Origin of the sequence: Streptomyces sp. NPDC102441, assembly GCF_044765585.1 — a bacterium.
Classification (GTDB): domain Bacteria; phylum Actinomycetota; class Actinomycetes; order Streptomycetales; family Streptomycetaceae; genus Streptomyces.
The window spans coordinates 1-24130 of sequence record NZ_JBIWKH010000018.1 but is presented as its reverse complement, the minus strand read 5'-3'; the positions used below and the strand labels follow the sequence as shown (position 1 = coordinate 24130).

The window sequence follows — 24130 nt, the reverse complement described above, 5'->3', positions numbered from 1 at the left end:
CCCTGGTCACGCCCCGGCGGCGTCGTCCTCAGAAAGCAACGCGTTGACGCGTCGCAGGACGTCCAGCTGGGCCCCGTTGTAGAACTCGACCAATGCGTGCACGACGACCGACTGGGTGATCGCCGCTTCCCGCCGGGAGGAGGCCTCCAGGTCGCTCAGGAACGGGTGGGCCTCCTGCTGCTGGCGGGTCTCGGGCGCGAGGCGTTCCGCGATCCGCTGCCGCACGTCCTCGGGAGCGTCCGCAGCGAGGCCCTCGAACTGGGCGGCGACGTCGCTGCGAGGCGCTGCGAGCTGCTCCTGAAGTGCGGACATCGCCGCGGGGTTGAGGATGCTGGAGTACGCCAGCAGGAAAGACCGCTGGGCCTCCGGCAGGTCGTGATCCAGGGCCCTGAAGTCCGCAGGCAGGTCGACCGAGGCCCGGTTGTCCAGGATCGCCGCCAGTTCCTGCCGCATCCGCTGCTGGCGTTCGATGCTCGCCGCGAGTTCAGCGTCCAGGGCACGCAGGATTGGCTCCCCCCTCTCGTCGCCGGCCTCGAACGAGGGGATGTCCGACAGCGGCACGCCGAGGTCGACCAGCCTGCGGATGCGCAGCAGTCGGACCAGGTGCTTGATGCCGTACCGCTTGTAGCCGTTGGACGCTCGTTCCGGCTCGTCCAGCAGACCGACCTCGTGATAGTGCCGGACCGTCTTCAGCGTCGTACCGGCGAGCTCGGCCAGCTGACTTGTGCTCCACGCCACCGGCAGCCCCTTCCTGAGGTGCTCCGCCCCTAGGGGGCACGGTCCATTCAAGACCGTGCCCCAGGGGCACGGTCAACCCCCGACCGCACCGGTCCCTTCACACGAGCGAGCTGTCTTGACCATGCCCCAAGGGCATGGAGTGCGATGGGCGGCGACCACAGCTGTAAACGGGATGCGGAGACCGGACATGAAACGAGAACGCGGTATCGGCCGGAGCTCGGCCCTGGCGGTCGTCCTGGGCCTCAGCGGCTCGCTGCTCGCGGCGCCCGCCGTCGCGGACGGGCCACGTGCGCCGCAGGTGCGGTGGGGTACCTGTCCCGATGACGTCGTGACCGAAGCGGCTCCGACCGAGCTCCAGTGCGCCACCGTGCCCGTGCCGGTGGACTACGCCGACCCCGGGAGCGCCCGGATCGACCTCATGATCTCCCGGCTGGCCAGCACCGCCCCTGACAAGCGACGCGGGACGCTCATGCTCAATCCGGGCGGCCCCGGGGGGTCAGGACTGGCGCTGCCCGCGCTGCTGGTGGCCCAGGGGGTGCCCGCCGACGTGCTGGACAGCTACGACCTGATCGGCATGGACACCCGCGGCATCGGCCACTCGGCACCGGTCTCGTGCGGGCTCGCGCCGGACGGCCCCTACTTCGCCAACATTCCGCCCTACGCGGCCGACGACGCGGCGGTCACCGCGCAGGCGAAGATCGCCGAGCAGGTGGCCCAGCAGTGCGCGGACCACGACAGCGACGGGATGCTGAGCCACCTGACCACGGCGAACACCGCCCGCGACCTGGACCGCATCCGGGCCGCGCTCGGCGAGGAGAAGACCAGCTACCTGGGCTACTCCTACGGCACGGCACTGGGCGCCGCCTACGCGTCGATGTTCCCCGAGCGCTCCGACCGCATCGTGCTCGACAGCAACATCGGTGACACCCACCTCGACCGCGACGGCATGCGCCGCTACGCCCTCGGGATGGAGCAGGCGTTCCCCGACTTCGCGAAGTGGGCAGCCGCACGGCACGACAGCTACGGCCTGGGCCGCACGCCCGCGCAGGTCCGCAGGACCTACTTCACGCTCGCCGAGCAACTCGACAAGGCCCCGGTGGCAGGCATCGACGGCAACCTGTTGCGGCTTTCCACCTTCGGCCAGCTGTTCAAGAAGCTGCAGTACCCCAAGCTGGCTCAGCAGTGGCAGACACTGGCCGACGGCGACGGCACTGCGGCCCGCCGCCTGCTGTCGCAGAAGGCCACCGCAGCCGAAGCGCCGGCCGCACTCGACAACTCCCTGTCGGTGTTCCTCGCCGTGACCTGCAACGACATCGAGTGGCCCAGGAACGTCGGCACCTACCGGAACGGCGTCGCCGAGGACCGCGAGCGCTACCCGCTGTTCGGCGCCGCCACCGCCAACATCACGCCCTGCGCCTTCTGGCAGCACGCCCCGGCCGAGCCGCCGGTCGCCGTCAACGACGACGGACCGCGGAACGTGCTCCTCGTACAGAACCTGCGCGACCCGTCGACACCGCACGCCGGCGGGAAGATGCTGCGCCAGAAGTTCGCGGACCGGTCCCGATTGCTCAGCATCGACGACGGCGGGCACGGCGCCTACGTCCTCGGCGACAACCCCTGCGCGCTGAACACCACCACGCGCTTCCTGGTCGAGGGCCGGATGCCCGCCAAGGACATGCTCTGCCCCGCAGGCTGACGCCCGGCTTCCCCGTACTTGCCGCGACGCGTCTCCTGGTAACTGCCGTTGCCGGGCCGCGTGCGCAACGCCCACGTGCCGTGCCGTGCCGTGGGTCCATTACCAGAAGCATCCGCACCCCAGCCACCGCGTACCAGTCGCACTTCTGGGCGATGTCTCTGGCCTTCTCCGAACGGGAGATGACCTCCACGGCCGGCTCCACGACCGCAGGATCGGCCAGCCAGTTGTCATCGTCGCCCCACGCCTCGGGCAGCACGATGAGATCCGGCGTGGCGTAGTCGTCGAGGTCACCGGCATCGCGACCGAGGTCACTTCGTACGCTGCGAGGCCGGTGGGCGGCTCCGGGTCCAACTGCAGGCGCAGCCGCCTGACGGCCCCTGCGTGCTTACCGCTGCGCGAGGGCGGCGCGGCGGTGATGGCGACGCCATGGGGCTTTCACTGCCGCGTGTCATGGCAGGTCCTCCCACTGGCACTCCGTTTTCCATGCACATTCGACCCACAGCACCTTCCCGCCCTGCCCCGGCAGCCCACCCCTGATCGGGTACGCACCCCAGCTCTCCGCGCACTCCCGTACGAGCTGAAGCCCGCGCCCCCGCTCGGCCAGGGCGCGCGGCTCGGCCAGGACACCACCGCCGAACGGTGCCGGAATCTCCGGATTGCTGTCCCACACCCCGAGCCGCACCCGGCTCCGCCCCGCCCCACGCAGCCGCAGCGAGTACGGGCCTGAGGAATGCCGGTACGCGTTGGTGACCAGCTCACTCGCCAACAGCTCGGCGGTGTCGACGAGATCCCGCATCCCGTGCACCAGCAGCACGGTCCGCAGAGTCGCCCGCGCGATCCCCGGCCCACGGGGATCCTGCGGAAGTTGAAGGGTGTACGCCCAGGGCGGCGCTACGGTGGCCAGAGCCATGGAAGTCTCCGTTCAGGGAGGAGCGTTGGGATGTGTGTGTCGCATGGCCCGGTGACGAGGCCGCTCCGTCGAGCGGGGTACTTCCGGGCGGGTGGCCTGGGTCTCAAGCCAGCGCCTGGCGACATAAAGTATTTGCGATACCGCCAATCACTTGATGTATGCACTCTTGTGGGTGACAGTGCCCCAGGCGTGTCCGGCAAGGAGGGTTGACGCGTGACTCCCAGAGGTACTTCGACCGTCCGCCGCCAACGCCTCGGAACCGAGCTCCGACGCCTGCGAGAGCGCGCTGGGCTCTCAGCCACTGAAAGCGCACGCCTGCTCGGCGTGAGCCAAGCCCAACTCAGCAACATCGAAGCGAGCCGCTTCGGGGTCAGTTCCGAGCGCCTCCAGGCCATGGCCCGCAACTACCGCTGCTCGGACAACGCCTACATCGAAGGCCTGCTCGACCTCGCCGGGGAGCGCAAGGGCGGTTGGTGGGAGACCTTCCGGGAAGTGCTGCCCACACCACTACTCGACATCGCCGAGCTCGAACACCACGCCACTGCGCTGCAGTCGGCCAACACCGCCCATATCCCGGGCCTGCTCCAGACCACAGATCACGCCCGCGAGATCTTCCGGCAGGTCGTTCCCGAGTTCTCCCGCACGGACATCGAACATCGGGTCAGCCTCCGGCTCCGACGTCAGGCTGTCCTCGACCGCCCCACTCCACCTCCCTTTCAGGCAGTCATTCACGAGGCAGCCCTCCGCGTCCCCGTCGGTGGCCCCCGCGTCGCCAAGGCCCAGCTCCGCCACCTGGTGGAGCAAAGCGAGCGCGAGCACATCACGGTCCAAGTGATCCCGTTCCGAATCGGCGCTTATCCCGGCTCAGGTCAGACGATCCTGTATGTGCAGGGATTCTCTCCCCGCCTCGACACCGTCTCTCTGGACCAGTCCCACGGCCCTGCCCTCGTCGACGCCGAAGCCGAGTTGGCCGCATACCGACTCCTGCTGGGCCGCATGGAAGCAGTCGCTCTCACGCCGTCGGAGTCCAGGGACTTCGTCGTCAACTTGGCCAACGAACTGTGAAGGAGACCCACATGCCCTCCCATCACTGGCAGAAATCCTCGTACTGCGGGCAAGGGGAATCCTGCGTTCACGTCGCCGCCGACCAGGGATCAGTCGCCCTCACCGAGAGCAGCGACCCCCGCGGCGCGATACTCCGGACCAGCCCCACCGCCTGGGCCGCCCTCATCCGCACTGTCAAGGAGACCCACGACCGTGGCTGACCTCCCACCGGACCTCACCTGGACCCGCGCCGCCCCCGAGGACGCACAGGGCCCCGGCCCCTGGATCGAGATCGCGTTCGGCCCCGAAGAACTCGTCCACCTCCGCGAGACCGGCGACCCCGACACGGTGGTCACCACCACCGTGGAGAAGTGGGAGGCGTTCACCAAGGGCGTCGTGGCCGGCGAGTTCGACCACTTCGCCGAAATCGACGCCGACTGAACCAATCCCTAGCAGGATTGATGCCGCCGACTCCACGGAAGCGTCAGGGCCCGGGACCCGTACGCCTCGCTGAACTGTGAGGGAACGAAGATGACCACACCCGACTGGCAGAAGTCCTCGTACTGCGCGCAAGGCGAAGCCTGCATACACATCGCCGCCGACCAGGGATCGGTCGCCCTCACCGAGAGCAGCGACCCCAGCGGCGCGACACTCCGGACCAGCCCCACCGCCTGGGCCGCCCTCATCCGCACCGTCAGGGAATCTGCTGGCCGGCGCGGCAGCGCGTGGGCGGGCCCGTAACGGCGCCCCATGAGACGTGCGCGGGGCCGGGTACGGAAGATCGGGGCCCCACAACGGTCCGGGCCGTTGACACCGGCGAGAGCCCGTTGCTTGGCTGGGGCACACGGGGAACAAGCGCTTACAGGCCGGACTTTGGAGCGTAGTGGTGGAGTTCTCGCGTCGTTCCGCACTGTCCGTGATCCCCGCCGCCACGCTCTGGGCGCTGTCCCGCTCCCTGCGGGCGGAGGCGGCGGCCGGGCCAGGTCCGGCCGACAGGGTGCCGGCCGCCCTGCTCAGCAACACCGTCGCCCTCTTCGCCGGCACCGCCGAATCCAACGCCCGCCCCGAGGTCGCCCCCAAGCTCGCCTCCCTGCGGGCGACAGCGCAGGCCCGGCTCGCCGCGATGGACGGCGCAGGGCAGGACGAGCTCTTCGAGGGCCTGCCGCTCGGCACCAGCGATCCCAACCTGAGCGCGTCGTACCAGTACCTCTACGAGATCGCTCTCGCCACCTGCCTCCCCGGCACCCCCGGCCCGGACGACGGACCAGCCGTACGGCGCCGGGTCCTCGACGGCCTGGCCCGGCTCCACGACGGCTGGTTCGGCGACCAGTCGAAGGGCTACTACGGCAACTGGTTCCACTGGGAGATCGGCATCCCGGCCTACGTGACCAAGACCCTGGTCCTCCTCCGGGACGAGCTCACTACGTACCGGCCGGAGCTCACGGCGACGTACATCGCCTCCATGGACGCCTACCTCCGCAACGGCAAGGACGGCGACGTCGATCTCGACTCCCGCTTCCACACCGGCGCCAACCTCGCCGACATCACGACGAACCGGATCCTCCAGGGCGCTCTGCTCGGCGACGAGGCCCGCATCACCAAGGCCCTCGCCGACCAGTTCACCGTCTACTCGACGATCGACCCCTATCAGCCACGCCACGGGGTCACCGACGGCTTCTACGCCGACGGTTCTTTTGTTCAGCACTCCTCCGTCGCCTACACCGGCTCCTACGGCAAGGGTCTGCTCACCCGGAGCGTCCAGACCGTCAAGATCCTCGACGGCACCGGCTATCTCCCCGACGAGGGCCTCGTCGGCGTCGTGCAGGGCTGGATCGCCGACGGCTTCGCCCCGCTGGTCTTCGAGGGCTGGCTGATGGAGATCGTCAAGGGACGGGCGGTCTCACGGACCGGCACCGGGTACGCGGACGTCACCGCCGTCGTGGAAGCCGTCGTCGACCTCTCCTCGCACACGTCGGGCAGCGACACCGAGGCGCTCGAGGGGTACGTCAAGCACGTCCGGGAGACCTCGAAGGCCGGCCTCGACACGACCGCCTTCGTCTCCCCCGTCAGCATCGCCCGCTACGCCGACATCCTGGACTCGCCCGCGCCCGCCAGGGATCTCGGCCCCGCCGCCTCCCACGCCGCGTACAACGCCATGGGCCGGACCGTCCACCGCCGGCCCCGCTACGCCTTCGCTCTCGCCCGCAGTTCCGAACGCATCAGCAAGTACGAGTACATGAGCGGCGAGAACCTGATGCCCTGGTTCCAGGGGGACGGCGCGCACTACCTCTACCTCTCCGGCGCGGACCAGCGGGAGGCGTTCGGCATCGACTACTTCACCGCCGTCCCGCCCCACCGCCTCGCGGGCGTCACCGCCCCCGTCGAGACACGGCGCACCGTCCCCGAGCTCTACGGCACCCCCTGGTACGACAACCCCGAGCGCGGCTTCACCTCGTCCTCCGAGTCCCAGAACACATACGTCTACTTCCCCCGCGGCACCCAGGCGTTCTCCGGCGGCGCCCGCCTCGGCGCCTACGGCGTGACCGGTCTCGTGCAGTCCGACGACGCCGCGTACGCCGCCGGACAGGCGGGCACGCTGCCCGAGGACTTCGTCACCTACCGGGCGGCGGGCGCCACCAGGTCGTGGTTCATGTTCGACGACGAGATCCTCGTACTCTCCGCGGGCGTGACCGGTCACGCGGGCCGCGCGGTGACCACGACGGTCGACAGCCGCATCGCCGACCCCTCGTCCCCCGTCGTCCTCACGGGCGGCCTCCGCGACGGATCGCCCTGGGAGAGGACCGGGACCGCCCCGCCGGCCTGGCTGCGGTACGCCGACGAAGGGCAGAGGACCGCCGTCGGCTACGTCTTCCTGTCCGGCCCGCCCCCGGTCGCCGCACTCGACACGGTCACGCGCAGCCGGCGTCTCGTACGGCTCGCCAACGCGGACACGGCGGTGACCAAGCAGGTCTTCACCCTGTCCTACGAACAGGCACCCGGCGAGCGGCCCACCGCAATGGCACACGCCCTCGTCCCGAACGCCTCCGCCCGGCAGCTGGCGTCCTACGCCCACGGCCCGCTCTCCGTGCTGTCCAACACGGTCCGCCTGCAGGCCGCCGTGCACAGCCACCTCGGCATCACCGCCGCCAACTCCTTCACCCAGGGAACGCACCAGGCGGGACGGCTCTCGATCGACGGCCCTGCGTCAGTCATGCTGCGCCGGACCGGAGGCGGCGCATACTCCATCGCGGTGTCCGACCCCACGACCACGCGGCGCACCGTGTCGGTCACCCTCCACGGGCGGCCGCTGCGGCGCGTCTCGGCCGATGCCGGAGTCCGCGTCCGCCATGTCCCCGGCGGCACCCGCCTCGACGTCACGACCCACCAGGCCTACGGCCGCAGCCTCACGGCGACGCTGACCGAGAGGCCCTGACGGACTCGCCCGTCCATGGGGGCGCCGCATCCCGGAAGCGCCGACCGGGAGCACCAACCACCGTTGGTTATAGAGTCGTGCCGTGAGCAGCAGTGAGGATTCCGCCCTTGAGGCGTTGGTCGTACTGGGCGATCCGGTGCGGCGTGGACTGTACCGGCTCGTCATCGGGACCCCGGGCGAGATGGGGCGGAACGAGGCGGCCGAGGCGGCCGGGATCTCCCGCTCGCTGGCCGCGTTCCACCTGGACAAGCTGGTCGAGGCCGGGCTGCTCGAGGTGTGTTTCCGGAGGCTTTCGGGGCGCAGCGGCCCCGGGGCCGGGCGGCCCTCGAAGATGTACCGGCGGGCCGAGGGCGAGCACGCGGTCTCCGTACCGCCCCGCGCGTACGACACGGCGAGCCGGCTGCTCGCCGAGGTGGTGGAGCAGGCCGGGCTCGACGGGGCCCTCCAGGCGGCGGCGAGGGCGGCCGGCGAGTCAGAGGGCGGCGACTCGGACGGAGAGGCCGATCCGGTCGAGGTCCTGCGGGCACGGGGCTACGAACCGTTCTGGGACGGCGGGAAACTGCGGCTGAACAACTGCCCGTTCCACGCGCTGTCGGACCAGTTCCCCGCCCTGGTCTGCGGGATGAACCTGGCCGGGATCGAGGGCCTGCTCGCCGGGCTGCCGGACGGTCAGGGCTGGAGCGCGTCGATGGATCCGCTTCCGCGGGGGTGCTGCGTCGCTCTTGAGATGACCGAAGAACTCTAAAAACAGCATCCATTGACTTTAGAAGGTTCACCCGGGCATGCTTGGCCCCGTGAACGACTTCCACCTCGCCCAGGTCAACGTCGGGCGCATCATCGCCCCGCTCGACAGCCCCCAACTGGCAGACTTCGTCGCACAACTCCCTGAGATCAACGCCCTGGCCGACCAGGCTCCCGGCTTCGTCTGGCGCATGGTCGACGACGGCGGAGCCGACTCGACGGGCCTGCGCCCCGAGGACGACGACGCCCTCCTGCTGATCAACTGCTCGGTCTGGGAGTCGGTCGAGGCTCTGCGCGACTACACCTATCGCAGTGGGCACCTCAAGGTGCTGGCCCGCCGCCGGGAGTGGTTCGAGCGTCTCGCCGACTTCCACCACGCGCTGTGGTGGGTCCCCGCCGGGCACCGCCCCGGCGTCGACGAGGCGATGGACCGCGTCGCGACGCTCCGGGAGAACGGTGAAGGACCCGGGGCGTTCACCTTCCGCGCGCCGCATCCGCCGCCCGTCGGCGAACCGACCGCCTGAGGGAGAAGCCCGGCGGGTGGAACACTCCGATGATGCCCCCACCATCGGAAACGATCCACGCATCAGCCGTGAGCAGGGATCGAACGGCGACCGGAGCGAGGCCGTGACGAACGCCGCCCGCCGCCACGGTGTGACACCCGCACAGATACGGCTGGCCTGGACACTCCACCAGGGGCCGCACGTGCCGGCCATCCCCGGCACCGGCAACCCGGACCACCTCGTCGAGAACGTGGCCGCCGGGGCGCTGGAGCTCAGCGCCGAGGGCCTGGCCCTGCTCACACCGTGACCGGGCCCGAGCGCGGGGCGGGGGCCGACGCCTCTGGAGCACCGGAACCACCACGGCGAGGACATCGACGTGACCGATCACGAGCTGGACGTCACCGTCGCGGCGGACCGCAGCCGGCGATGGAAGGACGAGCGGTCGTTCGCCGAGAAGACCGGGCACCCCGCCTACTGGCCGGCGGAGCAGGCGGTGGCGATCCGCACCGAGAGGGAACGCGTGGTCCGTCTCGCGGAGTCGAGGACGTGCCCGTTCGACGGAACCTGGAGCGACTTCAGGCCACCGTCCCACTGGACGCCCCCGCCCCCGCCCCGGCGCCCGGCGCCCGTACGCACCGTGCTCCGCCCCGGGACGCTGCGAGGCCTTCCCCACAGGGCGCCTGATGACGCGTCGGCCGGAAGCCACCGGCGTACGAGCGGCTCTCGAACAGCGCGTACGAATGCTTCGGCCCCCGTGAACGCATCCACCGCACCCGGAACCCATGGCCACCGTCGTTGCTAGCCGTCACAGCGCGTGATACACAGAGTAACCATGCATATGCGGATGGATCCCTACGCGAGCCGCAGGTCAGGGCGGCTTCTCCGGTCAAACGTGCGAGATCCGGGTAAAGAGACCCGGGAAGGCGTCGTGCGATGCCGGTTTCATCAGCGAAGATAGAGGTTGACCCGTGTCGCACGGCGCGGGCTGCGAACTACCCAACAGGGGCGGTGACTTACATGATCCTGGCAGCGGAAAAGGGCGACATCACCACCATCATCGGCGGAATCGCCCCGAACTGGGGGCCGTTCGGGACCCTGGGCAACGAGGCGCGCATCATGATCGAGGTGGTGATGGCGGTCGCCATCCTGCTCTGTCTCGGGATCGCGATCTGGGGTGCGGCGAAACAGCGCATCGGCGCGACGGCGCTGCGCGACACCTTCAGCGCGGAACAGGGCAAGGGCCTCATCGTGGCAGGGCTGACCGGGGTCTTCATCATCGGATCACTGGGCACGCTCTTCACCATTGTGTACGGCATGGCTGTCTGACCGGCGGTCAGTCCACCGCCCTGCCAACGGCCCCGACCCGTCCGTCCCCCACCATCCGTCCGTCGTGCCCACCGGCAGAGGTTGCGTCCCCTGATGTCGAGTCACCACACCGCGCCCACGCGGAAACCAGCACCGCTACCGTCGTACTACGCGGAACTTCACACGGCTGAGGGGGCGTACGCGGCATGAGCCAGGGCGACGAGCGTGGATACGGCGGCAACGAGCCGGGGGGCCACCCGGACGACGCGTACAGCACCCTCGGCGGGACACGCCAGACGCGCACGCGCCTGCCCGGCGGCGACGACGGCGAGGGTTACGGCCGCCGGCCCGCCCGGAACTCCCGCTCGCTGATCATGGTGGTGGGCGTGGTGGTCCTGCTGATCGCGGCGATCGCGTTCGCGAACCAGGGCGGGGGCGGGGCCTCGGGCGACGACAGCGCGAAGAAGTCGGAGGCTGCGGGGGCGGGGGCGGGCCCCACGGCCGCGACGGGCACGAAGCCGGTCCAGGGCAAGAACGGCACGATCGCCTCGGGCTTCGCACATGACGAACAGGGGGCGCAGAGCGCTGCGGCGAATTACGCGGTGGCGCTGGGGTCTGCGGAGATGTTCGACAAGACGAAGCGGGACGGCATCCTGCAGGCCACGCATGACCCTGCCGTCGTAGCGACCCTCCAGGTGGACATGGGGAAGGCGTATTCCCCCAGTTTCCTCGCGAACGTCGGGCTGAACGAGGACGGCAGCACGCCCAGCGGCCTGACGTTCGTCTCCAGAACCATTCCGGTGGGGACGAAGGTGACGGCCCAGGGAACGGACACCGCGACCGTGGAGGTCTGGTGCACGGGACTCGTCGGTATGGCAGGCCAGGGCTCCACCAAGCCTGTCACCGCCACGTGGTTCACCATCAGCGAGAAGCTCAAGTGGGTCGGTGACGACTGGAAGATCGAGTCGTCGAACCAGGCAGAGGGGCCGACACCCGTCAGCGGCGACAACCGGGCCTCGACTGCGGACGACATCGCCGGTGCGGTTGATGGATACGGAGGCTTCACCTATGCCCGATAGCCGCCGGTTCCGAGCCCTCTCGCTTGCCGGAATCCTGGGAAGCCTCCCGGCCGCGATGGTCGCCCTGTCATCTCGTGCCTACGCTGAGCCCACGCCGACTCCGTCGCCGAGTACCAGCGACAACCCCTGCGACCTCATCGTCGGGCTCGCCAAGGACTACTGCGAGGACGGCGAAAAGGCCGGTTCAGGCGCCCGCAGCACACCCCCCATCACCGACGACGCCCTCGACCCCCTCACCTCCCTCGCCCGCGGCTGCGCCGACGCCGCCGCGTACATCGTCGGGAAGCTGAGCGAGGCCGTCGAAGGCACGGCGACCGTCGACTTCACCAATCCCACCTTCCTGAAGCAGTACTCCGTCGTTTTTGCCGCCTCCACGATCCTCACCCTGGTCCTGTGGCTCTTCGCCGTGGCCAAGCGTGCCGTCAGGGGCGTCCCGTTCACCACCGCGATGTCCGAGGCCATCGGCTTCCTCTGGCTCACGGTCCTGGCCTCCGCCTTCACCCCGCTCATCCTGTACGTGGTCGTATCGGCCACCGACGGCGTCACCGAGGTCATCTCCGCGGCCACAGGCGGGCAGACCGATGTCTTCTTCGGGTCGTTCGCCGAGGCGCTCAAGAAGGGCACCGACATCGGCGGCGGCCCGATCATGCTGATCGTCGTCTCGCTCGTGTCGATCCTCGCCGCCGGCATCCTGTGGCTGGAGCTCGTGATCCGGGCCGCCCTGCTCTACGTCGGCGCCCTGCTGGGCGTCGTCGTGTACTCCGGGCTCGTCGACAAGAACATGTGGGGCCACGTCCGCCGCTGGGCGGGCATCATGATCGCCGTGATCATGGTGAAGCCCGTCATCGTCATCGTGCTCGGGCTCGCCGGGGCGCTCTCCGCGGACGACGGGCCCAACGCCTTCTCGGCCGTCGTGTCCGGCCTCGCCATCATCCTGCTGGCCATCTTCGCCTCCGCGATGATCTACCGCTTCGTCCCCGGCTTCGGCGACGAGATCCAGGGCGCCCGCACCAACCGCAAGCAGGCCACCGACGGCTCCCAGGCCGCCGCGATGATCAGCTCGCCCGCCGCTCTCGTCTCCCAGGGCATCAAGACGCACAGCGGCCGCGGCGGCGGTGAAGGCGGTGGCGGAGGCGGCGGTGCCCGGCCCGCCAACCCGGTCAGTGGCGGTGTGGCCGCCCACAGCTCCCGTAACCCAGGAGGCGGAGGAAGCGCACCCTCGCCCCGTAGCGGGTCCGGGCCCACCTCCGGTACCCCCCACAGCAGCCGCACGCCACGAGGCGGTTCAGGCAGCACAGGTAACACGAGCACAGGAGGTGGAGGGCGTTGACGACACAGTCACACACGATGGCGCCCCGCCGTACGTATCTCATCGGGCGGGCCCGGCCGAACGCGATCGTCGGCAAGAACCGTGAGACGGGCGAGATCGCCCTGATCATCGCCGGAGCGTTCCTCGGCATGATGAGCGGGCTCCTCGTCCCCGTTCTCTCCCTGCGGATCGTGTCGCTCGTGGGCTTCCCCATGCTGGCCCTGGCCGTCGTGTACTTCCCCTACAAGGGCCGCACCTTCTACAAATGGTTCGAGATCAACCGCAGCTTCAAGCGCACCCTGCGCCGCGGCACGGCCTACCGTTCCTCCGCGATGGAGGCCGGGGTCAGCGCCGACGGGCGCGAGGTGGAGATCGGGCCGCCGCCCGGCATCGGCCGGATCAGCTGGCTCGCCGCGCCCTTCGGCCCCGACGAGATCGCCGTGCTCCTGCACGCCGACCGGCGTACGGTCACCGCCGCCATCGAGATCGAGGGCCCCGGGGTCGGCCTGCGCGACAGCGAGGACCAGGAGGCCCTGGTCGACCGCTTCGGCACCCTGCTCAAACACGTGGCCAACGGCGACGGCTTCGTGACGCGCCTTCAGATGCTGGCCCGTACGCTGCCAGCCGACCCCGACGCGCACGCCAAGGACGTCGCCCAGCGCGGTGACCGGTCCGCGCCCGGCTGGCTCCAGGAGTCCTACGACCAGCTCCAGTCGATGGTGTCGACCTCCAGCGAGCAGCACCGCGCCTACCTCGTCGCCTGCATGCACTACAGCCGCGACCTGGCGGCCGAGGCCAACGCCATGGCCCGCGCCGCCCGTCCCAAGGGAGGCCGCCGGGTCGACCGGGACGCGGGCCTCGCCGTCGTCATGGCACGCGAGCTGACCGACATCTGCGCGCGGCTCGCCGAGGCCGACATCCGGGTCCGGCAGCCGCTCGGCCAGAGCCGGCTGGCGTCCCTGGTGCACTCGATGTACGACCCGGACCACCCCATCGACCACATCCAGGCCATGACGAAGCGCAACGCCTGGCCGGCCGAGCTCGACGCGGTCGAGCCGACCTTCCTCCAGGCCAAGACCCGTGAGTCGACCACGCGCTCCCCCTGGTGCCACTCGACGGCCTGGGTGAAGGAGTGGCCGATGACTCCCGTCGGCGTCAACTTCCTGGCCCCCCTCCTCGTCCACACGCCCGACGTGATCCGTACGGTCGCGGTCACCATGGACCTCGAACCCACCGAGATCGCCATCGAGCGCATGCTCACGGAGAAGACCAACGACGACGCCGAGGCGAGCCGCCAGGCCAAGATGAACCGCACGGTCGACCCGCGCGACATCGCCGCCCACGGGCGGCTCGACCAGCGGGGTGAAGATCTTGCGAGCGGCGCGGCCGGAGTGAATCTGGTGGGGTACATCACCGTGTCGTCCCGGTCCCCCGAGGCACTCGCCCGCGACAAGCGGACGATCCGGGCCTCGGCCGGCAAGTCGTACCTCAAGCTGGAGTGGTGCGACCGGGAGCACCACCGCGCCTTTGTGAACACCTTGCCGTTCGCCACCGGCATCCGTCGCTAACGAGAGGGCAGTCACGCCATGCGAGATCCGCTGTCCGCGTTGTCGGATGCCTTCACCGGTTTCCTCTTCGGAAGCGTGGAGACGACCCGGCTGCCGGTGCGTACGTCGACGGGCCAGGCCCAGGCCGTCTACCTGCCGACCGCCGCGCCGGGTCTCGGCGACTCCGGCGTGATCATCGGGCGTGAGGTGTATTCCGGCAAGGGCTACATCTACGACCCGTTCCAGCTGTACGGGCAGCAGCTCCCCGCCCCGCACTGGCTGGTGCTCGGCGAGTCCGGCAACGGCAAGTCGGCGCTGGAGAAGACCTATGTGCTGCGCCAGCTCCGCTTCCGCGACCGCCAGGTCGTCGTCCTGGACGCCCAGGGCGAGGACGGCGTCGGCGAGTGGAACCTCATCGCCGAGGAGCTGGGCATCACGCCCATCCGACTCGACCCGGCCGCCGCGCTGAACGACGGGATCCGCCTCAACCCGCTCGACCCGTCGATCACCACGACCGGGCAGCTCGCCCTGCTCCGTACGATCATCGAGGTCGCCATGGGTCACGGCCTCGACGAGCGGTCCGGATTCGCGCTCAAGGTCGCACACGCGTACGTCACCAACACCATCGTCGACCGCCAGCCGGTCCTGATGGACATCGTGGAGCAGCTGCGTCACCCGAAGCCCGAGTCCGCCGAGGCGATGAACGTGGACATAGACGACGTACGGGCCTGGGGCCTGGACGTCGCCCTCGTCCTGGACCGGCTCGTCGACGGTGACCTGCGCGGCATGTTCGACGGCCCGACCACGATCGGCATCGACCTCGACGCACCGCTGATCGTCTTCGACCTCTCGCACATCGACCGGAACTCCATCGCCATGCCGATCCTCATGGCGATCGTCGGCGTGTGGCTGGAACACACCTGGATCAGGCCCGACCGGAAGAAGCGCATCTTCCTGGTCGAGGAGGCCTGGCACATCATCAACTCGCCTTTCGTCGCACAGCTCTTCCAGCGTCTGCTGAAATTCGGACGGCGCCTCGGGCTCTCCTTCGTCGCGGTCGTCCACCACCTCAGCGACGTCGTCGACGGAGCCGCGGCGAAGGAAGCGGCGGCCATCCTGAAGATGGCCTCCACCCGCACGATCTACGCCCAGAAGGCCGACGAGGCCAGAGCGACGGGCAAGGTCATCGGGCTGCCACGGTGGGCGGTCGAGATCATCCCGACGCTGACCCCGGGCATCGCCGTATGGGACGTCAACGGCAACGTGCAGGTCGTCAAGCACCTGATCACCGAGGCGGAACGCCCCCTGGTCTTCACCGACCGCGCGATGACGGAGGGGTCCACCTCGGACATGCTCCCCGAAGACGTACGGGCCGCGGAGCTGGAGGCGGAACAGCGGGCGGCGCGGATCGAACACCAGCAACGGCTGAACGAGTCGTCCGAGTCAACGGTGGCATGACATGGCACGCCAGGCACCATCCGGTCCGGCCCGCGGCGGCGAAGGCCAGGGCGGTGTTCCGGACGGGCTGCTGATCGGCCTCCTGGTCTTCCTCTTCGGGGTGACGGTCCTGGCGTGGACGGCGACGGGCCTGGCCGGGCTGTTCGCCCACGGAGGCTGGCCGGAGGGCGTCACGTTCGCCCGGACGCCGCTGGCGCTGCGCGCCCTGGCCGTCGCGCCGACGGACCTGCCGGGTGCCTGGCCGGGCACCCCGCCGGGTGAGCTCTCCGGACACGGGCTGTTCTGGGGCCTGTTCATCAGCGAGGTGATGGTGCTGCTGGTCCTGACGGTGTTCGCGGTGGGTGTGGTGACGCGCTGGCGGCTGGTCCGGAAGCAGAAGAGCGTGGGCACGGCGCCGTACGAACCCGAGCGGGATCCCGTACGCACCCGGTCGGCGGTCCAGGACCCGTCCTGGCAGGCGACGGCAGCCGAAGCGCCCCCGTCGGCCGCTCCGGTGCCCGTCGAAACCGCGCCGGCCGGGGAGGCGGCCCCCGCGTCCGCCGCCCCGGCTCCGACCCCTGCGGCCCCCGCCCCGGCCCCGGCTGCCGAGCCGGAGCCCGCCACCGCCGCGTACGCGCGCGAACCCTCCCCGCTGGTCCCCACTCCCCGTACGCCCCATGTGCTCTACGGCGCCTCCGCCACCCACCGCCCCGCCGTCGTCCAGGCCATCAGGGATGCCGACGGCCCCGCGCTCGTGGTGACCTCGGACCCCTCCGTCTGGGCGGAGACGAAGGACGCCCGCAGCAAGCTCGGCCCCGTCCTCGTCTACGACCCGGGCCACCTCTGCGACACCCCGGCCCGGCTCCACTGGTCGCCCGTCGCCGGCTGCGAGGACCCCGCCGTCGCGGCCTCCCGGGCGACCGCGCTCCTCACCCCGGTCCGCCCCCTGGCCAGGGCCGACACAGCAGTCGCCGACACCGCCGGGACCATGCTCCAGTGCTGGCTGCACGCCGCCGCCGTCGACGGCCGCCCCTTCCGGCAGGTCCACCGCTGGGCCTCCGGCTCAGGCGGCCACGAACCGGTCAGGGTGCTCCGCACCCACCCCAAGGCGGCCTCCGGGCTCGCCGGGCTGCTGGAGTCCGCCCTCACCGCCTATCCGGAACGCCGGGAGGTGGCCCAGGAACTGACGGTGCGTGCTTTCGAGGCGCTCTCCTCGGTCCACATCCGTGAGGCGTGCACACCCAACCGAGCAGATGCGCTCGTACTGGATTCTTTTGCACGCGAAGGGGGAACGCTCTATGTGGTCGGTGAACCCATCGAGGACCCTCGCCACCACCCCGGTGCGATGCCGCTGCTCACCGCACTCGCCTCGCACGTGGTCGAGCACGGCCGCCGCATGGCCGCACGGTCAACCGACGGTCGGCTCGACCCACCAATGTCGCTCGTCCTCGACGACGTCGCCGCCGTGGCTCCGCTCCCCCAACTCCCGGAGTTCCTGTCGGCCGGCCGGGACCAGGGGATGCCCGCCCTGGTCCTGCTCCGTTCCGAGGAACAGGCCCGCGCCCGCTGGCGGGAACGCCTGCCGGCGCCCGGGCCGGGCTGACAGCGGCGACCGCCTCTCCTACTTCTGGCGGCGGAGCTCGAACTCCAGCTCCAGGGACGTCGGATCACCCTGCATCGGCAGCGTCTGCCCGGTCGGCCCGAAGCCGGTCCGCCGGTAGGAAGCCTGGGCCCGCGCGTTGGTCTCATGGACGTACAGCCGCACCCGCTCCAGCGGCGGCCCGGTCAACGACCAGGCCCAGTCGACGGCCTCGCGGAACAGCGCGTCCACCACCCCGCTCCCCCGATGCTCAGGCCGTACGAACACGCCCACCAGGTGGGCCTGATCGACCTCGGCCGCCTCCCCGAAACCCGGCTCGCCCGCCGGCCGTTCGACGAGTGCCGTCACCGTCCCCGCCCACTGCCCGTCGGGCGCCTCGGCGATGAACTGACGGCTGTGCTCCCCCGCGGCACCTCCTGCGGTCCGCTCCTGCCAGAACACATCCGGCTTGGCCACCGCGTTCTCGTACGTCTCCAGGAAGGCGATCGAGGCGACCGGGTCCCGCAGCGAAGCCAGCCGGATCTCCTTGGCCCGCTCCCACTCCTCTGCCCGCACCGCACGCACCACGTAGTCCATCGGCCGATCGTGCCCTGCCGCGCCCCACCACGGCAAACGGGATACGCCAGCTGTCAGCGTCCGGCGGCAGGCTGTTCCTGCGGTGGCCGGCCCAGCCCGTCGCGCAGCAGGCTGAACGCCCGCTCGGCCGCGCGGACGGCCTCCGGGTAGCGGTCGTCGGCGGATTCGCCGCCCGCCAGGGCCTCCTGGTTCATGCCCGCCAGTTCCCCCTGCACCACGATCACCTGGGCGGCCACGAGACGCGCGGCGAGCGGATCGACGTCCGCCTCCCGCAGCGCCTGGGCCAGCGCGTCGATGCCGCGCGCCAGGTAGCGGGTCAGCCGCGCCGCCAGGCTCTCGGTGTCGAGGATCATGCGGAAGAAGGCCATGACCTCGGGGTCGTCGCACAGGCCGGTGTTCGCGTCGCGGTGCGTCAGGGCATCGACGGCGGCCACCCGCAGCGCCTCCAGCGGCGGCTGTCCGGCCGGACGGGCGCGCACGGTCCGGGCCGCCTCGCTCTCGTGATCGGCGAACCGGTGCAGCACGAGGTCCTCCTTCGTCGCGAAGTACGCGAAGAGGGTCCGCCGGGAGATCTCCGCCGCCTCCGCGATCTCGGTGATCGACACCCGGTCGAAGCCCTTGTCGAGGAAGAGACGGATCGCCGTCGCCGCGATCGTCTCCCGGGTGCGTTCCTTCTTGCGATCCCGCAGGCCCATCCGCTGATCCATGCACTGAGTCTACCTGGGAGACTCAGTGCATAATTGCACTACGTCTCACTCTTCAGGAGGTTGTCATGCGGACCGAGGTCATCGTGGTGGGAGCGGGCCCGACCGGGCTGACGCTGGCGTACGAGCTCGCGCTGGCCGGGATACCGGTCGTCGTCATGGAGAAGCAGCACACCCGCGACCCCCAGTCCCGGGCAGGCAGCCTCCAGCCGCGCACCGCCGAAGTGCTCGATCTGCGCGGGCTGCTGGAACCGCTGCTCACCCAGGAAATGTTCGAGAACACCCACGGCGGGCACTTCGCCATCCTGCCGGTCGAGCTGGACTGCCGGCCCTGGCGCACCCGGTACCCCCACCCGGTCGGGGTTCCGCAGGCCCGGCTGGAGGCCCACCTCGAACGGCTCCTCGGCGAGCGGGGCGTACCCGTGCTCCGCGGCCGCGAAGTGACGGCGGTCGCACAGGACGCGGAAGGTGTCACGGCCCAGTGGCACACGGACGGCCCCCTCGGAGGCGGTGAGATCCGGGGCAGCTACCTCGTCGCGTGCGACGGCGGACACAGCACGGTCCGCCGGCTGCTCGGCGTCCCCTTCCCCGGCCAGAAGCGCCGGATGTCCGCCGTGGTGGCGGACCTCACCCTCGCCTCCCGGTCCGAGACGGTCCCCACCCGGCCCGGGCACTTCAGCGAGTACACCCGGTCGGCCCACGGCTTCTACGCGATCCTGCACCCCATCGCCCCGGACCTGTACCGGATGATTTTCGGCAAGGATTCCGGGGAGAGCCCGGACCGCGCGGCGCCCGTCTCCGCCGACGAGGTCCGCGAAGCGCTTCACGCCGTGTACGGCCCCGAAGCGGAACTGGGCGAACTCCGCGCCGCCTCCCGCTTCGGCGACGCCGTGCGCCAGGTCGAGCGCTACCGCGAGAGCCGGGTCCTCTTCGCCGGGGACGCGGCGCACATCCACATGCCGATCGGCGGCCAAGGCGTCAACCTGGGCGTCCAGGACGCGATGAACCTCGGATGGAAGCTCGCCGGCACCATCCGTGGCTGGGCGCCCGCCGGTCTGCTCGACACCTACCACGAGGAGCGGCACCCGGTCGCCGCAGCCGTACTGCGCCACACCCGCGCCCAGCGCGTGATCATGAACGTCGACAGGGACGAAGAGATCGGCGCGGTCCGCGAGCTCGTGACCGAGCTGCTCCGCCTCCCCGACGCCAACCGATACATCTCGGGCATGATGTCCGGCCTGGACCTCCAGTACCCCCGCGCCGGCACCCGACTGATCGACATGGACCTGACCACCCAGGACGGTCCGACCCGGGCGAGCCGGCTGATGCACTCCGGCCGGGGCCTGCTGCTCTCCCTCGACGACGGGCAACGGGCGGTGGGCGACCGGTCCGACCGGGTCGAGCACGTCACGGCGAAGACCGACGAGGACGTCGAGGGCGCCGGAGCCGTCCTGATCCGCCCCGACGGCTACCTCGCCTGGACCGACACCGACGGCACCCCGCTCGACACGGCCCTCGCCCGCTGGTTCGGCTGAGGGCCCAGGTGAAGGAGGGGGGACGGCTCTGTCCGGGAGCCGCCCTCCGCGTCGTACCCCGGTACTACGCCCGTCCCCACGTCCAGCCCGAGGTCGGACGACCGCCACGCGCCCGCTCCGTAGCGTCGACCACATGATCAGGGCATACGAACTCACCAAGCGGTACGGGAGCTCAACCGTCGTCCACGGCCTGGACTTCACCGTCCACCCCGGCGCCGTCACCGGCTTCCTCGGCCCCAACGGAGCAGGCAAGTCGACCACCATGCGCATGCTGCTCGGACTGGACGCCCCCACCAGCGGCAGGTCCACCATCGGCGGCCGCGACTACACCACCCACCCCGCACCGCTCACCGAGGTCGGAGCCCTCCTGGAAGCCCGCTCGGTCCACCCGGGGCGCACCGCCCTCAACCACCTCATGGCACTCGCCCACACCCACGGCATCCCCCGCAGCCGCGTCGAACACGTCCTGGACCTCGCCGGCCTCACCGGAGCCGCCCACAAGAGGATCAAGGGCTTCTCCCTCGGCATGGGGCAGCGCCTCGGCATCGCCGCCGCGCTCCTCGGCGACCCCGCGACCCTCATCCTCGACGAACCGGTCAACGGTCTCGACCCCGAAGGCGTCCTCTGGATCCGCAACCTCCTCACGTCCCTCGCCGCGGAGGGCCGGACCGTCCTCGTCTCCTCGCACCTCATGAGCGAGATGGCGCTCACCGCCGACCACCTCGTCATCATCGGCCGCGGCCGGCTCCTCGCCGACACCACCGTCGGCGAACTGATCCGCACCGCGGGCGGCGCCTCCGTCAAGGTCGTCACCCCCCAGGCCGACAGGCTGAGCTCCCTGCTCACCGGGCCCGGCGTACACATCACCACCGGCACCGTCGGCGAACTGACCGTCCACGGCGCCGACTCCGCGCACATCGGCCGCACCGCCGCCGACCACGCCGTCCCGCTCACCGAACTCACACCGCAGACCGTCTCCCTGGAGCAGGCCTTCATGGACCTCACCCAGGAATCCGTCGAGTACCGGACCGCCGCACCCCTGACGGGAGCCACCGCATGACCACCGCCACCGCACCCTCCCCGTACCGCGTCACCCCCCGCCACGTGCTGCGCTCCGAGTGGCACAAACTCTGGTCCCTGCGCTCCACCTGGATCACGCTCCTGTCGGCAGCGGTGCTGGTGCTCGGGATCGGGCTGATCATGGGCGCCACCTACACGTCGGGCGGCGGCGACGCCGACATCGACACCGTCGTCCTCGTCCTCTACGGCAGCCAGCTCGGCCAGATGTGCCTCGCGGTCCTCGGCATCCTCGTCACAGCCGGCGAGTACTCCACCGGGATGATCCGCGCCTCGCTCACCGTCGTACCGCGCCGGCTTCCCGTCCTGTGGGCCAAGGCCACGGTCTTCACCGTCGCCGCCTTCAGCTCGGTGTTCGCCACCGCGCTGATCACCTTCCGCGCCGCGCAACTGTTCCTGGGCGACACCGACAAGGCCGCAGGGCTCACCGACCCGGGCGTCCTCGGAGCCGTCGCGGGCAACGCCGTCGCCATCACCCTGCTCAGCCTGATCGGCCTCGGCCTGGGCGCCACGCTCCGCTCCGTGCCCGGCAGCATCGGGGCGTACATCGGCGGTGTCCTGATCCTTCCCGAAGTCCTCGGCATGCTTCCGTACGATGCCGTGGACAGCGCTCTGAAGTACTTCCCGACCCAGGCCGCCGGGGCGCTCGGCTCGGCCACCCCGCTCCCGGACGCCGCGAGCACCGGCGCGGCTCTGCTCGCCCTCTGCCTGTGGGCGGGGGCGTCACTGGGCGCGGGCGCAGTGCTCCTGCGCCGCAGGGACGCGTAACGGGAGGCACGGTGACGGACGGACGGAGGGCGGACGGGATGAGCGACGACAAGGACCCGCACCCGGGGCACCAGACGCCGGGCACCGCCCCGCTGACCCTGTACATCCAGAACCTCCTTCAACGGCTCCGCGCCCTCGACCTCCGTCGGCCGATGCTCTGGGACATGGCGGTCACGGGCTTCTGGGTCGTCGTCGCGGTGCTCGACTACAGCACCGGCGGCTGGCGCAACGTCGCCCGCAACGTGGAGGCACCTGAGCCCCTCGTCCTGCTGATGAGCCTCTGCTTCTCCGCGCCCCTGCTGTGGCGCCGCCGCCGGCCGATGGCCGTACTCGTCCTGATGGCCCCGGTCTCCATGCTCAACATCTGGACGGGCGCAGTCGTGCAGGCCGCCCTGCTCCAGCTGATTCCCGCCTACACGATCGCCCTGCGGCTGCCCTTCAATACCCTCGCCCGGGCAGGTCTGCTGCTGTGCATGCCCGCCGCCGCCGGAGCGATCCTCATTCCCGGGACCGCGGACCGGCAACTCGTCTCCTACATCTGGGGATTCGTCTTCGTCACACTGCTCGCCATCGTGGTGCGCACCCGCCGGGAGTACACCGAGGCCCTCGTCGAACGCGCCCACCGGCTCGAACGCGAACGTGACCAGACGACCCAGCTCGCGGCAGCCGCCGAACGCGCCCGTATCGCCCGCGAGATGCACGACATCATCGGCCACAACCTGTCCGTCATCACCGGCCTGGCCGACGGCGGGGCGTACGCCGCGGCCAAGAGCCCGGAACGTGCGGGCCAGGCCCTCGAAGCCATCGGCACCACGAGCCGCCAGGCCCTGGCGGAGCTACGTCGCGTACTCGGCGTCCTCCGCGACCCTGCCCCGGCGGCCGACCTGGCGCCCCAGCCCTCACTCGCGGACCTGGACACCCTGCTGACCGGCGTACGGGAAGCAGGCCTGCCCGTACGCCTCACGGTCCACGGCACCCCGCCGCCCGACGCCGCCTCACCCGGACGTCAGCTCGCCGTCTACCGCGTGGTCCAGGAATCCCTCACCAACACCCTCAAGCACGCGGGCCCCGAGGCCACCGCCGAGGTCACCCTCACGTACACGCCCACCGGACTCGAAGTGCGGGCCACGGACTCGGGCGGTGGTACGCCGGCCCCGGAAGGGGAGAGCCACGGCACCGGACGGGGCATCAGCGGAATGCGTGAGCGCGCCTCGCTCTACAACGGCACACTCGAAGCGGCCCGGCTCCCCGCCGGCGGCTGGCACACCCGCCTTCGCCTTCCTCTGGAGGACGCACCCCCGTGACCACGGTACTCATCGCCGACGACCAGGCCATGCAGCGTTTCGGCTTCCGCATGCTGCTGGAGAGCCAGGACGACATGACGGTCGTCGGCGAGGCAGCCAACGGCACGGAGGCGGTAGGCCTGGTCGCCCGCCACCACCCGGACGTCGTCCTGATGGACATCCGCATGCCGGGCCTCGACGGCATCGAGGCCACACGCCGCATCATCACGTCCGGCGCCCCCACCCGGGTCCTCATCGTGACGACCTTCGACATGGACGAGTACGCGTACGACGGCCTCCGGGCCGGCGCGAGCGGCTTCCTCGTCAAGGACGCCCTGCCGGAGGAGCTCCTCTCCGGCATCCGGGCCGTCGCGAGCGGCGACGCGGTCGTCGCCCCGAGCCTCACCCGCCGGCTCCTGGACGCCTACGCCCATCACCTGCCGGCCGCACCCGGCGGCACACCCGCCACGGAAGACCCGCGCATCACGTCACTGACGGAACGGGAGAGGGAAATCCTCACGGTCATCGGCCAGGGCTGGACGAACACCGAGATCGCCACCCGCCTCCACCTCGCCGAATCCACGGTGAAGACGCATGTGACCCGCATCCTCGCCAAGACGGGGTCCCGGGACCGCATCCAGGCCGTCATCCTGGCGTACGACACCCGCATGGTGAACGCGCGCTAGCCGATGCGGCCGATGTGGGCGGTGAACGCAGAAAAGCCCCGTGCCACAAGGGCACGGGGCTTTCCCGTAATAATAGTTCGGCGGCGTCCTACTCTCCCACAGGGTCCCCCCTGCAGTACCATCGGCGCTGAAAGGCTTAGCTTCCGGGTTCGGAATGTA

General features: G+C 70.5%; 24 protein-coding genes, 1 rRNA gene and 2 pseudogenes. 21 read left to right on the top strand and 6 right to left on the bottom strand.

Going from position 1 to position 24130, the window contains the following annotated elements; all coding sequences use genetic code 11:
* Positions 1–6 precede the first annotated feature (6 nt).
* On the bottom strand, positions 7–738 hold the full coding sequence (locus tag ACIREO_RS32735; protein ID WP_404116799.1) for a MerR family transcriptional regulator: 732 nt from the start codon (positions 736–738) through the stop codon (positions 7–9).
* A 187-nt stretch (positions 739–925) separates the two neighbouring features.
* On the opposite strand from ACIREO_RS32735, the gene ACIREO_RS32730 reads away from it, so the two are divergent.
* A complete protein-coding gene (locus ACIREO_RS32730; RefSeq protein ID WP_404116797.1) occupies positions 926–2434 on the top strand; it encodes an alpha/beta hydrolase in 1509 nt (502 codons plus the stop codon).
* A gap of 136 nt (positions 2435–2570) precedes the next feature.
* Here the strand turns inward: ACIREO_RS32730 and ACIREO_RS32725 are convergent.
* Both ACIREO_RS32725 and ACIREO_RS32720 read right to left on the bottom strand, forming a co-directional pair.
* Positions 2571–2690: pseudogene (locus tag ACIREO_RS32725) on the bottom strand (Uma2 family endonuclease); the annotation flags it as partial.
* Positions 2691–2882: 192 nt separating this feature from the next.
* Positions 2883–3344 carry an ATP-binding protein gene (locus ACIREO_RS32720; protein WP_404116795.1) on the bottom strand — a complete coding sequence of 154 codons (462 nt, stop codon included), beginning with the start codon at positions 3342–3344 and terminating at the stop codon, positions 2883–2885.
* 213 nt (positions 3345–3557) lie between these two features.
* On the opposite strand from ACIREO_RS32720, the gene ACIREO_RS32715 reads away from it, so the two are divergent.
* From ACIREO_RS32715 to ACIREO_RS32645, 15 genes and pseudogenes are all read left to right on the top strand, one after another.
* A complete protein-coding gene (locus ACIREO_RS32715) occupies positions 3558–4409 on the top strand; it encodes a helix-turn-helix transcriptional regulator (RefSeq protein ID WP_404116793.1) in 852 nt (283 codons plus the stop codon).
* A gap of 11 nt (positions 4410–4420) precedes the next feature.
* On the top strand, positions 4421–4609 hold the full coding sequence (locus ACIREO_RS32710) for a DUF397 domain-containing protein (RefSeq protein WP_404116791.1): 189 nt from the start codon (positions 4421–4423) through the stop codon (positions 4607–4609).
* The gene (locus ACIREO_RS32705; RefSeq protein ID WP_404116789.1) at positions 4602–4829 is read left to right on the top strand and encodes a DUF397 domain-containing protein; all 228 of its coding nucleotides are present in this window, start codon (positions 4602–4604) and stop codon (positions 4827–4829) included. The genes ACIREO_RS32710 and ACIREO_RS32705 overlap by 8 nt, the downstream gene beginning before the upstream one ends.
* A gap of 90 nt (positions 4830–4919) precedes the next feature.
* Positions 4920–5129: a DUF397 domain-containing protein gene (locus tag ACIREO_RS32700; RefSeq protein ID WP_404116787.1), complete on the top strand. Its 210-nt coding sequence runs from the start codon at positions 4920–4922 to the stop codon at positions 5127–5129.
* A 145-nt stretch (positions 5130–5274) separates the two neighbouring features.
* Positions 5275–7821 (top strand): polysaccharide lyase family 8 super-sandwich domain-containing protein, encoded by a 2547-nt coding sequence (locus ACIREO_RS32695; RefSeq protein WP_404116785.1) that lies wholly within the window; start codon positions 5275–5277, stop codon positions 7819–7821.
* An 82-nt stretch (positions 7822–7903) separates the two neighbouring features.
* Entirely contained in the window at positions 7904–8566 is a 663-nt protein-coding gene (locus ACIREO_RS32690; protein ID WP_404116783.1) for a helix-turn-helix transcriptional regulator, read from the top strand.
* Positions 8567–8615: 49 nt separating this feature from the next.
* Positions 8616–9086 (top strand): DUF3291 domain-containing protein, encoded by a 471-nt coding sequence (locus ACIREO_RS32685; protein WP_404116781.1) that lies wholly within the window; start codon positions 8616–8618, stop codon positions 9084–9086.
* 67 nt (positions 9087–9153) lie between these two features.
* Positions 9154–9372 (top strand): annotated as a pseudogene (locus ACIREO_RS32680) (aldo/keto reductase); the annotation flags it as partial.
* A 69-nt stretch (positions 9373–9441) separates the two neighbouring features.
* Complete coding sequence (locus tag ACIREO_RS32675; protein WP_404116779.1) at positions 9442–9867, top strand: hypothetical protein; 426 nt, start codon at positions 9442–9444, stop codon at positions 9865–9867.
* Between the two features lie 215 nt (positions 9868–10082).
* The gene (locus tag ACIREO_RS32670; protein WP_014047394.1) at positions 10083–10391 is read left to right on the top strand and encodes a hypothetical protein; all 309 of its coding nucleotides are present in this window, start codon (positions 10083–10085) and stop codon (positions 10389–10391) included.
* Between the two features lie 185 nt (positions 10392–10576).
* Positions 10577–11449, top strand: coding sequence for a hypothetical protein (locus tag ACIREO_RS32665; RefSeq protein ID WP_404116777.1), 873 nt, complete (start codon positions 10577–10579; stop codon positions 11447–11449).
* The gene (locus tag ACIREO_RS32660; RefSeq protein ID WP_404116775.1) at positions 11439–12779 is read left to right on the top strand and encodes a hypothetical protein; all 1341 of its coding nucleotides are present in this window, start codon (positions 11439–11441) and stop codon (positions 12777–12779) included. Before ACIREO_RS32665 ends, ACIREO_RS32660 begins: the two co-directional genes overlap by 11 nt.
* On the top strand, positions 12776–14326 hold the full coding sequence (locus ACIREO_RS32655; RefSeq protein WP_404116773.1) for an SCO6880 family protein: 1551 nt from the start codon (positions 12776–12778) through the stop codon (positions 14324–14326). Before ACIREO_RS32660 ends, ACIREO_RS32655 begins: the two co-directional genes overlap by 4 nt.
* Before the next feature lie 18 nt (positions 14327–14344).
* On the top strand, positions 14345–15763 hold the full coding sequence (locus ACIREO_RS32650; protein WP_404116771.1) for an ATP-binding protein: 1419 nt from the start codon (positions 14345–14347) through the stop codon (positions 15761–15763).
* 1 nt (position 15764) lies between these two features.
* A complete protein-coding gene (locus ACIREO_RS32645; RefSeq protein ID WP_404116769.1) occupies positions 15765–17345 on the top strand; it encodes a type IV secretory system conjugative DNA transfer family protein in 1581 nt (526 codons plus the stop codon).
* 18 nt (positions 17346–17363) lie between these two features.
* On the opposite strand, the gene ACIREO_RS32640 is transcribed toward ACIREO_RS32645, so the two are convergent.
* Together ACIREO_RS32640 and ACIREO_RS32635 are read right to left on the bottom strand one after the other, a co-directional pair.
* The gene (locus ACIREO_RS32640; protein WP_404116767.1) at positions 17364–17918 is read right to left on the bottom strand and encodes a GNAT family N-acetyltransferase; all 555 of its coding nucleotides are present in this window, start codon (positions 17916–17918) and stop codon (positions 17364–17366) included.
* A gap of 53 nt (positions 17919–17971) precedes the next feature.
* Entirely contained in the window at positions 17972–18625 is a 654-nt protein-coding gene (locus ACIREO_RS32635; RefSeq protein ID WP_404116765.1) for a TetR family transcriptional regulator, read from the bottom strand.
* A gap of 65 nt (positions 18626–18690) precedes the next feature.
* Between ACIREO_RS32635 and ACIREO_RS32630 the strand changes: the two genes are divergently transcribed.
* From ACIREO_RS32630 to ACIREO_RS32610, 5 genes are all read left to right on the top strand, one after another.
* Positions 18691–20157 (top strand): FAD-dependent monooxygenase, encoded by a 1467-nt coding sequence (locus ACIREO_RS32630; protein WP_404116763.1) that lies wholly within the window; start codon positions 18691–18693, stop codon positions 20155–20157.
* 133 nt (positions 20158–20290) lie between these two features.
* Positions 20291–21217, top strand: a complete 927-nt coding sequence (locus ACIREO_RS32625; protein ID WP_404116761.1) for an ATP-binding cassette domain-containing protein — start codon at positions 20291–20293, stop codon at positions 21215–21217.
* Positions 21214–22002: an ABC transporter permease gene (locus ACIREO_RS32620; RefSeq protein WP_404116759.1), complete on the top strand. Its 789-nt coding sequence runs from the start codon at positions 21214–21216 to the stop codon at positions 22000–22002. Before ACIREO_RS32625 ends, ACIREO_RS32620 begins: the two co-directional genes overlap by 4 nt.
* Positions 22003–22040: 38 nt before the next feature.
* Positions 22041–23306 (top strand): sensor histidine kinase, encoded by a 1266-nt coding sequence (locus ACIREO_RS32615; protein ID WP_404116757.1) that lies wholly within the window; start codon positions 22041–22043, stop codon positions 23304–23306.
* A complete protein-coding gene (locus tag ACIREO_RS32610) occupies positions 23303–23971 on the top strand; it encodes a response regulator (protein ID WP_404116755.1) in 669 nt (222 codons plus the stop codon). Before ACIREO_RS32615 ends, ACIREO_RS32610 begins: the two co-directional genes overlap by 4 nt.
* Before the next feature lie 75 nt (positions 23972–24046).
* Here ACIREO_RS32610 and rrf read toward each other — a convergent pair.
* A 5S ribosomal RNA gene (gene rrf, locus ACIREO_RS32605) occupies positions 24047–24130 on the bottom strand; the annotation flags it as partial.